Origin of the sequence: Micromonospora sp. WMMD882, assembly GCF_027497255.1 — a bacterium.
GTDB lineage: Bacteria > Actinomycetota > Actinomycetes > Mycobacteriales > Micromonosporaceae > Micromonospora.
On sequence record NZ_CP114903.1, the window covers coordinates 5,040,847 to 5,052,960 of the forward strand.

Sequence of the window (12,114 nt, forward strand, 5' to 3'; positions counted from 1 at the left end):
GGCGCGGGCACGCCGGTCCGGCCCGGCCGCCCGGCCCGCGAGCGGGTGGGGTGACCGGGCCGGGCACGGGTGGGTCTCCGTCGCGCCGGACGTCAGGAGCGTCAGGCGTGCGGGAGACGGAGCAGGGACTTGTCGCCGACGCCGAGGGTGCTCGGGCTGCCGCCGATGGCCGACCAGACCTCCAGCTTCACGGTGCCGTTGCGCAGGTTGCCGTGGCTGCCGGTGGCCGAGAACAGGCCCTGGTTCTGGGTGTAGTGCTCGTAGCCGGGAACCGGGTCGGTGGCGAAGTAGCGGTACGTCTCCACCCGTTCGAACGTGCCGTTGCCGGTCAGGTCGTACGAGACGCGGAGCTGCACCCCGTTGCCCACCGCCTGAGCGGCGTCGACGAACAGGTCGAAGGCGGTGGCGCCACCGGAGTAGTTCAGGTTCAGGCCGGTGGCGGTGAAGACGACCGGGTTGGTCGGGGTGCCGTCGTGGTTGCCGTTGGCGGCGGCGACCGTGACGGTGGCCGCGCCGCCGGCCGAGGCGAGACCGCCGCCGGGGAGCAGGTAGCGGGTCGGGGAACTCGGCGTGCCGGTCGGAGTCGGGGTCGGGGTGGGCGTCGGCGAGGCGGTCGGCGTGGGTGACGGCGTACCCGTCGGGGTGGGTGACGGGCTCGGGTTCACCCCGCCGGCGGCGTTGCCGCCGCTCCACGTGTACGCGCCGCTGGTGGCGGTCTTCCCGGCCGCGACGGTGAGCGTGGTCCCGTTGGAGAACCGGACGGTGATCGGCGCGGCGGTGATGTTGCTCGCCACGTAGGTGCGGGCGCCGTTACGGGTGAACACCGCCGCCAGCGGGTGGCTGGCGGTGACCGTGGTGTCCACGTTGCCGAGGGCCGCCAGGTTCCGGATCCAGTGGAAGGTGTGCGCCCGGCTCTCGCCCTCCTCGGGCGTGTAGCCGGGGTTGGCGCGCAGCTTGGTCAGCGCGGCGGCCGGGTCGCCGAGCGCCAGGAACTGCCAGTGGATGTCCTGCCACACGGTGGGCTCGCCGCCGTTGTTGCGGACCAGCTCGGCGTAGTTGGTGGAGTTGTACGCCGGGCGGTAGCCCATGTACAGGTGCCCGCCGGTGACGGGCAGCATGTTGATGCCCTGGATCATCTCCGGCTCGGCGCTGAACCAGGTGGCGTACGCGCCGCCGTCGCCCCAGACCATGCCGACCGTGGAGTGCCCGAACGCGGCCGGGAAGTTGTCGTTGTCGACGTCGAACCAGTACTGGTTGATCGCCGCCGCCTGGGTGGTGTACATCCAGACGCCCGCGTCCCGGACGGCGGTGTTGCCGGTGGCCTGGCCCCACTGGATCAGCGCGTTGGCGAAGTTCATCCCCTCGGACGAGGACTCCTGGTTGTTGCCGGACGCGAACGACCCGTGCCCGGAGGCCCAGTCGTGGCCGGCGTAGATGTCGAAGTCGCGCAGGTAGGGGAAGCGGGTGTCGGTGCGGACGTAGTTGTTCGCGTCCCGGATCAGCAGGTCGACCATACCGCCGTACTGGCTGTTGGTGGCCCACTGCGGGTCGAACTTGGCCAGGGTCGCGGCGGCGGCGATGTAGTAGCCGTAGTGGAAGTGGTGGTCGTTGAGCTCCTGGTCGGAGCCGTACGAGGCGGGGTAGCCGATGAGCGTGCCCCAGTTGCGGTCGTAGTAGAACAGCTTCGACGCCTCACCGGCCGAGGCGGTGAACCAGTCGTTGAGCGTGCCGCGGATGGCGTTGAGCGCGGCGGTACGGGTCTCGGTGTCCCCGACCAGGTCGGCGATCTCGGCGATCCGGGCCGCCCGGCCCAGGCCCTTGCCGGTCCAGTAGGTGTCGCCGCCGCGGATGTCCATCGGGTTGCCCCGGACGGCGGCCAGGTGGTTGCGCAGGGTGGTCAGGTCCTCGCCGCTGCCGGTGGCGACGGCGGGCAGCTCGGGCAGCACCCCGTGGAACTTCATCGAGGTCTGGAACTGGTTGACCCCGGTGAGGACCTTCATCCGGCCCCGGGCCGACGGGTAGGTCGGGGTGACCGGGGTGGCGCCGGTCAGCGACTTCCACTGGTGCGGGTAGAGGCTGACCACGGTGCGGTTGGCGCTGCCCTCCCGGTTGGTGGTGGTGAACGCGTACGTGGTGCGGACCGTCGCGGCGGCCTGGTCGTACACGTAGGACACCTGGGTGCCGGTGACGTGGGCGTGCGCGTACTGGCCGTAGGTGCTGGCCAGGGCGGACCGGGCCGCCGCGTCGCTGGTCTGCGGCAGCAGGGCCACCGAGAAGTAGCCCTTGCCGGCCAGGGTGGAGGTGATCCGACCGCCGCTGACCGTCCAGGCCGCCCCGGTCGGGGCGTACGCGACGTAGTCGTGGCCACGGACGGTGAAGCCGAGCGTGGCGCCGCTGTTCGACCAGACGGTGGGGCTGCCGGCGGTCATGTTGAGCAGCGCGTCGCCGCCGCCGGTCTGGAAGTACGCGAAGGGCAGGCCGTGGCCGATGGTGGCCCGCATGGTCCGGGCCCCGTCGGTCCAGTGCGGGCTGACCGTCCAGTCCGTCCAGCCGTCGACCTTGACGTTCGGCGCGCCGAGTCCGGCCACGCCGACCCGGAAGTCCTCCTGGTAGGGGTACTTGAACTCGCCGACGCCGGTGGCCGTGCCGGTGATGGTCGGGGTGGAGGTGGCCGAGAAGCCGAGGCCGTCGGTGTAGGTGTTGAACGAGATCGGGTGCGCGTGCAGGGGCTCGCTGAACGCGCAGTTGGTCTTCTTCCACAGCAGCGACGACCACCAGTCGTTGGTGGGCACCGGGCCGGTGGGGGCGTTGGCGGTGACGAACTGGCGCGGGTTGGTGGACATCTGTCCGCAGCCTGCGGGCAGCGGGCCGACCGGGTCGGTGGTGTAGCTGCCCGCGCCGACGGTGGCGGCCTGCGCGGTGCCGGTGACGGCCACGGTCAGCCCGCCGACGGCGACGGCCAGGGCGGTGGCGGCGGCCAGGGCCAGTGAACGGTGGGGGACGGGAGGTTTCATCGGGCCTCCATCGCGCGTCCGACGCCGGATTGATCCGGGTCGACGCCGCTTGTCGGAAAAGGGGGGTAAGGGAGTCGTGAGAGCGCTCTCTCGCTCGGACGTTAGCCGACAACGGAATCCTCGTCAATGTGTCGACGTGGTTAACCGACCCCGTCGGTCGAGGTGGGATCCGGTTTGCGGCACCCGGTCGGCCAGGGGCGGGAGCCGCCTCGCGGCGCCCAGCCGGTCAGCCGGCCGGGGACGGCGCCGCCGGACAGCCGTTCTTCCGATGCCATGCCCGCACCTCGGCGGCCGGCTCCCGGTTGACCCCCCGCCGCCACGCGTCGAGATACTTCGCCGGCCACACCACGCCCCGCCGGATCCACCAGCCGTCCCGCCCCGGACACGGAGGCGAGATGCCGAAGTGCAGATGACACACGTCGTTCGCGTTGCCCGTCCGCCCCACCAGGCCGAGCTGCTGCCCGGCCCGCACCCGCACCCCCGGGTCCACCCCGGTCGCCACCACGCTCAGGTGCGAACCGTAGTAGCGCACCCCGTCGTCACCGAGCACCGAAACCGACAACCCGCCGTTGTACGGCCCCTTCGGCCCGTCCCTCGTGAACCGGTCCACCCGGCTGACCTCGTGGACCACGCCGTCCGTCACCGACACCACCGGCTCACCGCAGTCGGCGAAGATGTCCGTCCCCGGGTACGCCGAATGGGTCGGGTGGTAGTCGGCCTTCGAGGCGCGTACCGGAAAGACGTGCGGCAGGCCGGCGCGCGGCGACGCCACGGCGGCCGACGGAGACGCCGCCGACGCGGACGGCGCGCCGGCCGGCGCCGGCTGGGCGGCCGACTCCGGCCCGCCCGGCGACGACCACGACGCCGCCGCCGACGGCCCGACGGCCGTCGGCCTGGACGTCGCGCACCCGCCGGCCACCAGAGCCGGGACGAGCAGCAGCAGAACCGGCCGCCGGCGGCCATACCCGATCAGTCGCGGCAACACCCGCCCATCCTGACAGACCACTACGGTGGAGAGGGGGCCGCCGGGCCCCACGAGGGAGGAGACCACGGCGATGACCTGGAATCCCGGCCCGCCGCCCCCGCCCGGCCCGGGCCACCTCGGCGGACGCGCCCCCTCCGGGCTGTTCCCCTCCGGCCGGCCGGCCCGCCCCACGTACCGGGAACCGCACCCGATCACCGGCGGCGCGGTCGCCGTCGGCGGCGCGACCGCCGCCGCCTGGCTGGCCTTCTTCGGGCTGCTCGGCGCGGACCTGCGCGGCTACCTCTGGTGGACGGCCGCCGCCGGGACGGCAGCCTGGCTCGGCGCGCTGGCGCTGGTCAGGTACGGCGACCGGGGAGTCGGCACCGGCGTCGCGATCGTCACCGCCGGAGGCTGGAGCATCGCCGCCGCCGTGCTGGCGTCACGCTGGGCGGCCACCGGCGACTGGCCGCTCTGGTGAGGACCGCCGCGACCCGACCTGCGGGCGCGGGAGCCTAGGCCTGGTTGCTGCGCCGGATCGACGACGAGCCGGTGGCAGGCGGCCCGACCCGGTGGACGGCGGTGGGTGTCTCCGGTGAGCGCTCGGTGCTCACCCCGCTGCGCAGTGAAGCGCGGCTTGACGAGCGTGGCAGGACGGTTCACTCTCGGTTTCATGGCCTGGACCACGCCGCGACCCGACCCCGAACGCAGTCGCCGTCGCCTCCAGCTTCTCGCGGAACTCGCCGGGGCCAGAGCGGTCCGGCAGCGGGAACGACCACAGCGGCAACGCAGTGAGCGGCTGCGCGAGCTCATCGCCACCCGCCGTCGGGTCACCGGCTGACCTCGACCGCCCGGCTCCCGGTCCGCCCGGCTCCCGGTCCGCGCGGCTCCCGGTCCGCGCGGCTCCCGGTCCGCGCGGCTCCCGGTCCGCCCGGTGGGGGCGCCGCCCGACGTGGCGGCCGTGCCGCAGGGCCGCTCGATTTTCCCCCGGATTGCGTCGTCCGCATCGGGGCGTTGACAGGTCTCCTGCCGATGAGACCGGATACCGTGCACGCGTAACGAGTCGGCACGCTGTGCTGAGCAGGTCAGGGGGGACAGTGTCGTACTTCGCTGCGGCCGTGGTGCGCGACGACGGTGGCTGGACCGCCGCGGAGGTGAGTCTGCGGGGCGTCACCGATCTCGACGAGGTGGCCGAACGCCTCCGCGACGTCGAGCCGGACGCCGAGCTGTCGCTGCTGTTCGTCGAGGCCGACGACACGTACCTGGTGGTCATGCGGCTCGACGACGGCGAGGACCTGCGGGTGTTCGGCTCCGATTCGGCGTACGCGGAGGAGTCCCGGCTCGGCTCCGTGCTGGTCGGCGACCTGAAGGCGCCCGACCTGGACGATCCCGGCGAGCCCCGCCGCGCCACCGGCGGCGACGAGGAGAGCGACCAGCCGGCGGTGGACCCGGAAGCCGACCCGGTCGGCGACGCCGACCTCCTCGCCGACCTGGGCATCCCCGCGCAACGCCTGGCCGCCCTCTGCGCCCGGGAGGGCATGCTCCCCGCCGACGTCACCGCCGAGGTGTGCCAGGTGCTCGGCTGCGTCGACGAGGTCGAGGAGCTCCGCGAGGTGTGAACGAGCCGTTTCCGGGCAGCGGGGGGCCGGCGGACGTCACCGATCCCGCCCTGGAGACCGTCCGGCCCGGCCAACCGACCCCCGGACGGACGGGCCGCGCCGGGCCGGGCGCGGACGAGCGGCTGATCGACCCGGACGGGGCCGGTCGCCGCCAGCGGCACGAGCGGTGGATGCGCCGCGCGCTGGAGGTCGCCGTCACGGGTCCCGACCTGCCCGTGGCGCCCGGCGGCGCGGCCGAGCCGGCCGCTGGTGGCGTCGACGTGCCGGTCGGCGCGGTGCTCTACGGCCCGGATGGCACCGAGCTGGCCGTGGGCCGCAACGAGCGGGAACTCACCGGCGACCCCACCGCGCACGCCGAGGTGCTCGCCCTGCGGCAGGCGGCGCGACGCCTCGGCCGCTGGCGGCTGGACGGTTGCACGCTCGTGGTGACCCTGGAACCGTGCACCATGTGCGCGGGCGCGCTGGTGCTGGCCCGGGTCGCCACCGTGGTCTTCGGCGCGTGGGAGCCCAAGACCGGCGCGGCCGGATCCCTCTGGGACGTGCTGCGCGACCGTCGGCTCAACCACCGTCCCGAGGTGTACGGCGGCGTCCTCGAAACCGAGTCCGCCGCTCTCCTCCGCGCGTTCTTCCGCTGACCGGTCCGGACGGCGGGCCGCCCGTCGTGGCGACCGTCGATATTTTTGGTCCTCTTCCTATGGTGGATCCAGGGGTTCGGCCGGTCGGGACGGACCCGACGGCGGCGAGAGGGGCCCGATGCGTCCTGAGGAAGAGCTCGAAGTGGCCCGCGACCTGGCCCGCCCACTCGTCGCCCGGTTCTCACCGGCCGAGGAGGGTGAGATCTTCGTCGTGCTGGGTGAGGCGTACCTCGCGGATCCTGTCGGCGTGACCCGGCCGGGCCGGAGCCCCGGGCCACTGGCCTTCGGACTCCCCGATGTGGTGGTGCTGCTGACCCCGATCGCCCTGACCGCGATGACCGAGGTGGTGCGCTACGTCGTGGAGGCGGGGCTGCGGCGCGGTCACCGGGCCACGGGTACGCTGGTCCGCCGGTTGTTCCGGCCGTCCGGCCAGGACCCGGCCGACTCCACCACCGACGCCGGCCCGGAGGAGCGTTCGTCCGCCGACGGGCCCCTGGAACTCACCGCCGCCGAGTGGAACGAGATCCACCGGATCGTCGAGCGGACGGCGGTCCAGGGCGGTGTGGCGCCTCCCCGGGCCGCGCTGATCGCCGACGCCGTGGTCGGGGCCGGTCGGCGGAAGGAATGAGCACGGCCGCGGTACCGGTCGGACCGGTCGGACCCACCGCCTTCGGCATCCGGTTCGTCCTGCTCATCGGGGCAGTGCTCGCCACCAGCCTGGTGCTCCTGTTCACCATCGAGGCGCACCTTCCCGGGCGCGCGCAGTCCGCCCTGGAGCAGGTGGCCGGCTGCGCCTCGGCCTTCGAGGCCGGTCAGTCGGCGGCCGGGGACGACCCGGTCCGTCGGCGCGATCTCGCGGCGGAGCAGCGGGCCTGTCTCCGGCCCGTCCTCACCGCCCAACTGGCCTTCGCCGGGGCCGGTCTGGGGCTGCTCGCCGGAGTCGTCGCCCTGGGCTACCTCACCCACCCCCGGTGGCTGGTCCGTCGGGGACGGCTGCGCCGGTTGTCCGCGACGACCTCTCCCCGAACCGTCACGGACCTCGACGAGCTGGCCGGGGTCGCGGGTCTCGTCCGCCCGCCCGAGTGGTGGCTGGCGCCGCGCCGGCGCACGACCAGCGGTCAGGTCTTCGGCCTCCCCGGCCGGCGGTACGTACGGCTCGACGCCGGCCTGCTGTTGTCCCGGGTCACCGATCCACCCGCGTTCCGGGCGGTGGTGCTGCACGAGCTGGCCCACCTGCGCAACGGTGACGTCGACCTGACCTACCTGACCATCTGGGTCTGGCGGGCGTTCGTCGCGGTCGTGGCCGCGCCGACCCTGGTGCTCCTGGTCCACCCGCTGCTGCTCGTCGACGCCACCCGGTGGAGCTGGCGGTCGACCATCCTGGGGGGCGGATCCAGGACCGCGTTGCTCGTGGTGCTGCTCACCCTCACCTGCCTGGTCTACGCGCTGCGCAACGCGGTGCTCCGGGGGCGGGAGCTGCACGCCGACGCGGTCGCCGCCCGACTCGACGGACCGACGGGCGGCCTGGTCCGGGTCCTGGCGAGTCTGCCGCCGGCCCGCCGTCTCGTCGACCGTTGGGGCACCCATCCGAGCGGGCCGGACCGGTGGCACGCGGTCCGGAACCCGGCGGTGCTGCTCCGGACCCGGCATGCCGAGCTGGTCGCTGTCGGGCTGCCGGTCGGTGTCCTCACCACCAACCTGAACCTGCTGTTCGGGCTCCGGCTCGGCGTGGACCCGATCCTGGGTCTGGGGCTACTGGGTCTGCCGGTCGGCGCCGTGCTCGCGGTGGGACTGACGCTGACGGTCTGGCGCTCCGCCGCCCACGCGTCAGTCGCCGGCCCGGACGTGGCGTCGGGCGTCCGGCGGTGGCCCGGGACGGGACAGGCGTCGCTGTGGTGGTCCGGGCCGCTGGTTCTGGTCGGCTCGTTCCTGGCCGGCGCCCTGCTGTCGGTGCAGCTGCGAGACGGCGGTATCGGACCGCCCGGTTCCGCCGGACCGGCGCACCGGCTGGCCAGCATGCTGGTGCTGGTCGCCGGCGGGATGCTGCTCGCGGCCTGGGCGACAGCGGTGTCCCGGGCCGCGTACGCCGCCGGGCCGCCACCGCGCTGGGCGCTGCCCGCCATCCTGGCCGTCGCCGCGCTGGTCGGGGGAAGCGCCGGCACAGTATGGCTGACCTACGGTCTCGGCGGCATCGACCTGCGTCCGATCCCGGGCGTCGCGCCGGCCACCGGCGCGGGTCCGACCTGGTACGCATACCTCGCCGCGATCGGTGGCGGTAGCCTCGACCAGCTCCACCGGCTGGTCTACCACCCGTTCGTGCTCCCGGCGGCGATCCTGGTGTGGCTCGTGCCGCTGCCGCTGCTGACCCGGCGGGCCGGCGGCCGTCCGGCCATCCGGCGGGCGGTCACCGTCGGTCTCGGCGGGGGCGCGCTGGCCACCGTGGTCGGCGTCCTGCTGCCGCTGGCCGCCCGGCTCGCCCTCCCCACCGAGGTACGACGGACACCTCCGACGGACCAGGCGGGCGCGCCCTTCGCCCAGGTCCTCGACGGCGTCACCCTGATGGCCGCCGTGCTGGTCGTCGCCGTGGTGACGACCGTGGTCGTGGCCGGTCGGGGGCCGGGCCGGCCGATCGTCGCCCCGCTCGCGGCGATGATCGTGGCGGTGGTGGCCGCCGGCGGCTTCTACACCGTGGTGACCCCCGTGCAGTGCGGGATCGACGTGTGGGCGGCCGGGACGCTGCCGGCGTACTGCTCGTCGTTGCCGACCGCGGCCCCCCTGGCCCGCACCACCGGTTGGGTGCTGGTGCAGGGCTTCGTGCTCGCCGTGCCGTTCCTGCTGACGGTCGCGCTGCTGCCCGGTCTCCGGGCGCGTTCCGCGCGGCCCGAGGCCAACGCCGCCGAACGGGACGAGCCGCGCTGGGCCCGTGCCGTACGGGCTCTGCCCGTCGCCGTCACCGCGCTCGTGGCCGCCTGGCTCTCGTGGCAGCTCCTGCCGGCCGCGTACGAGACGTGGCTGTGGAACACGTTCGGGTGACCGGCCCAGGGAAGGGGCGGTCAGGCGACGATGGTGTCCAGGGCGATCTCGACCATCTGGGAGAAGGTCTGTTGGCGTTCTTCGGCGGTGGTCCGCTCGCCGGTCTTGAGGTGGTCGCTGACGGTCAGGACGGTGAGGGCGCGGGCCTTGAACCGGGCGGCGATCGTGTAGAGGGCCGCCGACTCCATCTCCACCGCGAGCACGCCGTAGTCGGCGAGCCGGTCGTAGAGGTCCGGACGGTCGGTGTAGAAGGCGTCCGCCGCCAGGATCGGGCCGACCCGCATGTCGACGCCGCGCCGCTGGGCCACCTCCACCGAGGTACGCAGCAGCCCGAAGTCGGCCACCGGCGCGTAGTCGATCAGGCCGTCGAACCGGACGCGGTTCATGTTCGAGTCGGTGGCCGACCCGATCGCCGCGATCACGTCCCGCAGTCGCAGGTCCTCGGTGAGCGCCCCGCAGGAGCCGACCCGGATCAGGGATTTCACGCCGTACTCGTTGACCAGCTCGTGCGCGTAGATGGAGGCCGACGGCATGCCCATGCCGGAGCCCTGGACGGAGACGTCGACGCCGTTCCAGCGGCCGGTGAAGCCCAGCATGCCCCGGACCGTCGAGTAGCACTCGGCGTCCTCCAGGTAGGTCTCCGCGATCCACTTGGCCCGCAGCGGGTCGCCCGGCATCAGGACCCGCTCGGCGATCTCGCCCGGCTTCGCGCCGATGTGCGTACTCATGGCAGAGATCCTGCCAGGCCGGCTGGCGGGATACCGGTTCGGCGTCCGGGGCGGGGGTCCTGTAGCCTACTCGGCGGTGGCGTGTCCGAGTGGCCTAAGGAGCACGCCTCGAAAGCGTGTGAGGGTTTACGCCCTCCGCGGGTTCAAATCCCGCCGCCACCGCTCGTGCACAGCGAGAACGCCCGGTCGATCCGCGAGGATCGCGCCGGGCGTTCCGCTTTCGGTCACCACCGGGCAGCGGGACGAGGACCCGCCACGCGCGCCCGAGCCGACTGACCGGGGACTGCGGGACCGCCGGGTCGGCGTCTAGGCTGGCCCGGCGCGGGCGGCGGGGGCCGGTCGCAGGGCGGGGGTCGGGGTGCGGGTCAAGCAGGTCTCACGTCTCCTGATCACGGTGCTGCTGGGGACCGTGGTCGCTGTCGTGCCGCCGGTCGGTCCCGGCATGGCGGACGGCGGCAGCCCGGTCGGGCTGGGCATCGATTCGTACGCGGACCTGGTGGTCGACTCCGCGCACGGCCGGATCTTCGTCAGCTCCGGCCGCAATGGGTCCGGGGTGCGGGTGACGGACCTGTCCGGCGGCTCGCAGACGACGATCCCGGATCTGCCGGGCGCGGCCGGCATGGCGTTGAGCCCGGACGGTTCGACGCTGCACGTGGCGCTCATCGGCGCGGGCGTCATCGCGGCGATCGACACGACGACGCTCACCGAGACCCGTCGTCACAGCATCGGCTCGGGCACCTGCCCGACCTGGTTGACCCCGGCCGGCGGGAAGCTCTACTTCGGGTACGGCTGCGTGTTCGGCAAGGGCATGCTGGGCTCGCTGGACGTCAGCGGGCAGACGCCGGTGGTGGCCCTGGGCCTGCCGCTCGACCGGGTGCCCGTGTCGCCCCCGTTGCTGCGCAGCAGCCCGGCGGCCCCGAACCTCCTCGTCGTGGCGGACCGGTCCACCTCCTCGTCTCCGCTGTCGGGCTCACCGGCGGTGTACGACGTCTCGTCCGGCACGCCGGCCAGGGTGGCGGCGCTGTCCAGTGAGACGTGCAGCGGCCTCAACGACGTGGCGTTGACGTCCGACGCCGGCAGGGTGATCCTGGCCTGCAACTTCCTGACCGACCGGACGGCGCCCGCGACCGAGCACGCCGCCTTCGCGACGACGGATCTCTCGGCGGCGGGCCGGTATCCGTCCGGTTCGTGGCCGACGGCCGTGACCGCCTCCCCGGACGGCGCGTTCGTCGTCGTCGGCGCCACCGACCGCACCGGCGACCCGAAGGCGTCGGCGGTGCACGTCCGGCGGCCGGACGGGAGTCTGGTGCACCGGTACGACCTGCCGGCAGGGCGCTACCTGGAGCGGCAGGGCCTCGCCGTCACCGCCGACGGCAGCAGGCTCGTCGCGGTCACCACCGACGAGGGCGGGCGGCAGCCGGCGCTGCACGTGTTCACCGACTTCGACCTGTTCGGCGCTTCGCTGGCGCTCTCCGCGCCGTCGTCCATCGCGGCCGGTCCGGTCACGGTCAGCGGACGGCTCTCGTTCCACGGCGGTACGGTGTCGCATCCGCAGGTGCTCCAGGTGTCGAGGCGGGACTCCGCCGGCACCCGTCGCCTGCCGGACGTGACCACCGCCGCCGACGGCGCCTTCTCGCTGTCGGACCTGCCGACGGCCCCGTGGGCGAACACGTACACGGTCTCCCGGCCCGGTGACACGACGCACGCCGCCGTCAGCCGGTCGGTAACGGTCTCGGTGCTCCCGGTCGCCTCGTCGATCACGCTGACCGTGCGCCCGGCGAGCGCGCCCGGCGGGCGGCACATGATCACCGGTGTCCTGTCGTTCACCGACGCGGCGGTGTCGACGCCGTGGACGCTGCAACTGGTCCGGCAGGACTCCGCCGGCGCCCACGCCCTGCCCGCCGTCGTCACCGGCCCGACCGGCGCGTTCTCGTTTCCCGTCACCGACCCGTCGAGCACCTATGTGGTCACCTTTCCCGGCGACGCGGTCCGGCTGGGGTCGAGCCGGTCGGTGACGGTGCGGTTCGTCCGTACCCTCAAGGCGACCAGGGTCGGCGTTGGCCCGGCGGCGTTCCGCGCCCGCTTCGTCTGGTAAAGATCCGTTGCCGCCGGCATCGATCGGTG

10 protein-coding genes and 1 tRNA gene are annotated in these 12,114 nt (G+C 73.8%); 8 read left to right on the forward strand and 3 right to left on the reverse strand.

The genetic code is table 11. The features are described 5' to 3' along the window. Nucleotides 1-101 precede the first annotated feature (101 nt). Both O7606_RS21565 and O7606_RS21570 read right to left on the reverse strand, forming a co-directional pair. Nucleotides 102-3,014, reverse strand: a complete 2,913-nt coding sequence (locus O7606_RS21565) for a glycosyl hydrolase (protein WP_281595845.1) — start codon at nucleotides 3,012-3,014, stop codon at nucleotides 102-104. 226 nt (nucleotides 3,015-3,240) lie between these two features. Continuing rightward, nucleotides 3,241-3,996, reverse strand: coding sequence for a M23 family metallopeptidase (locus O7606_RS21570; protein ID WP_281599792.1), 756 nt, complete (start codon nucleotides 3,994-3,996; stop codon nucleotides 3,241-3,243). 73 nt (nucleotides 3,997-4,069) lie between these two features. On the opposite strand from O7606_RS21570, the gene O7606_RS21575 reads away from it, so the two are divergent. The 6 genes from O7606_RS21575 to O7606_RS21600 all read left to right on the forward strand — a co-directional run bounded on the left by O7606_RS21575 (nucleotide 4,070) and on the right by O7606_RS21600 (nucleotide 9,262). Then, a complete protein-coding gene (locus O7606_RS21575) occupies nucleotides 4,070-4,456 on the forward strand; it encodes a hypothetical protein (protein ID WP_281595846.1) in 387 nt (128 codons plus the stop codon). A 192-nt stretch (nucleotides 4,457-4,648) separates the two neighbouring features. Next, nucleotides 4,649-4,816 carry a hypothetical protein gene (locus O7606_RS21580; RefSeq protein ID WP_281595847.1) on the forward strand — a complete coding sequence of 56 codons (168 nt, stop codon included), beginning with the start codon at nucleotides 4,649-4,651 and terminating at the stop codon, nucleotides 4,814-4,816. Nucleotides 4,817-5,072: 256 nt separating this feature from the next. Continuing rightward, the gene (locus O7606_RS21585; protein WP_281595848.1) at nucleotides 5,073-5,594 is read left to right on the forward strand and encodes a tRNA adenosine deaminase-associated protein; all 522 of its coding nucleotides are present in this window, start codon (nucleotides 5,073-5,075) and stop codon (nucleotides 5,592-5,594) included. A gap of 170 nt (nucleotides 5,595-5,764) precedes the next feature. Next, the gene (locus O7606_RS21590) at nucleotides 5,765-6,229 is read left to right on the forward strand and encodes a nucleoside deaminase (RefSeq protein WP_281599793.1); all 465 of its coding nucleotides are present in this window, start codon (nucleotides 5,765-5,767) and stop codon (nucleotides 6,227-6,229) included. A gap of 118 nt (nucleotides 6,230-6,347) precedes the next feature. Then, nucleotides 6,348-6,857, forward strand: a complete 510-nt coding sequence (locus O7606_RS21595; protein WP_281595849.1) for a hypothetical protein — start codon at nucleotides 6,348-6,350, stop codon at nucleotides 6,855-6,857. Beyond that, the gene (locus O7606_RS21600; protein ID WP_281595850.1) at nucleotides 6,854-9,262 is read left to right on the forward strand and encodes a M48 family metalloprotease; all 2,409 of its coding nucleotides are present in this window, start codon (nucleotides 6,854-6,856) and stop codon (nucleotides 9,260-9,262) included. The genes O7606_RS21595 and O7606_RS21600 overlap by 4 nt, the downstream gene beginning before the upstream one ends. A gap of 20 nt (nucleotides 9,263-9,282) precedes the next feature. Here O7606_RS21600 and deoD read toward each other — a convergent pair whose 3' ends face one another. Continuing rightward, complete coding sequence (gene deoD / locus O7606_RS21605; RefSeq protein ID WP_281595851.1) at nucleotides 9,283-9,990, reverse strand: purine-nucleoside phosphorylase; 708 nt, start codon at nucleotides 9,988-9,990, stop codon at nucleotides 9,283-9,285. Between the two features lie 75 nt (nucleotides 9,991-10,065). Here deoD and O7606_RS21610 point away from each other — a divergent pair. Together O7606_RS21610 and O7606_RS21615 are read left to right on the forward strand one after the other, a co-directional pair. Continuing rightward, nucleotides 10,066-10,152: transfer RNA gene (locus tag O7606_RS21610), tRNA-Ser, on the forward strand. Between the two features lie 232 nt (nucleotides 10,153-10,384). Continuing rightward, on the forward strand, nucleotides 10,385-12,085 hold the full coding sequence (locus O7606_RS21615) for a hypothetical protein (RefSeq protein WP_281595852.1): 1,701 nt from the start codon (nucleotides 10,385-10,387) through the stop codon (nucleotides 12,083-12,085). The last annotated feature ends 29 nt before the right edge of the window (nucleotides 12,086-12,114 follow it).

Excerpts from the sequence above, each read along its gene's own strand:
- O7606_RS21565 (WP_281595845.1), bottom strand. The coding sequence starts at position 3,014 with ATGAAACCTCCCGTCCCCCACCGTTCACTGGCCCTGGCCGCCGCCACC.
- O7606_RS21575 (WP_281595846.1), top strand. The coding sequence starts at position 4,070 with ATGACCTGGAATCCCGGCCCGCCGCCCCCGCCCGGCCCGGGCCACCTC.
- O7606_RS21580 (WP_281595847.1), top strand. The coding sequence starts at position 4,649 with ATGGCCTGGACCACGCCGCGACCCGACCCCGAACGCAGTCGCCGTCGC.
- O7606_RS21590 (WP_281599793.1), top strand. The coding sequence starts at position 5,765 with ATGCGCCGCGCGCTGGAGGTCGCCGTCACGGGTCCCGACCTGCCCGTG.
- O7606_RS21595 (WP_281595849.1), top strand. The coding sequence starts at position 6,348 with ATGCGTCCTGAGGAAGAGCTCGAAGTGGCCCGCGACCTGGCCCGCCCA.
- O7606_RS21600 (WP_281595850.1), top strand. The coding sequence starts at position 6,854 with ATGAGCACGGCCGCGGTACCGGTCGGACCGGTCGGACCCACCGCCTTC.
- deoD (WP_281595851.1), bottom strand. The coding sequence starts at position 9,990 with ATGAGTACGCACATCGGCGCGAAGCCGGGCGAGATCGCCGAGCGGGTC.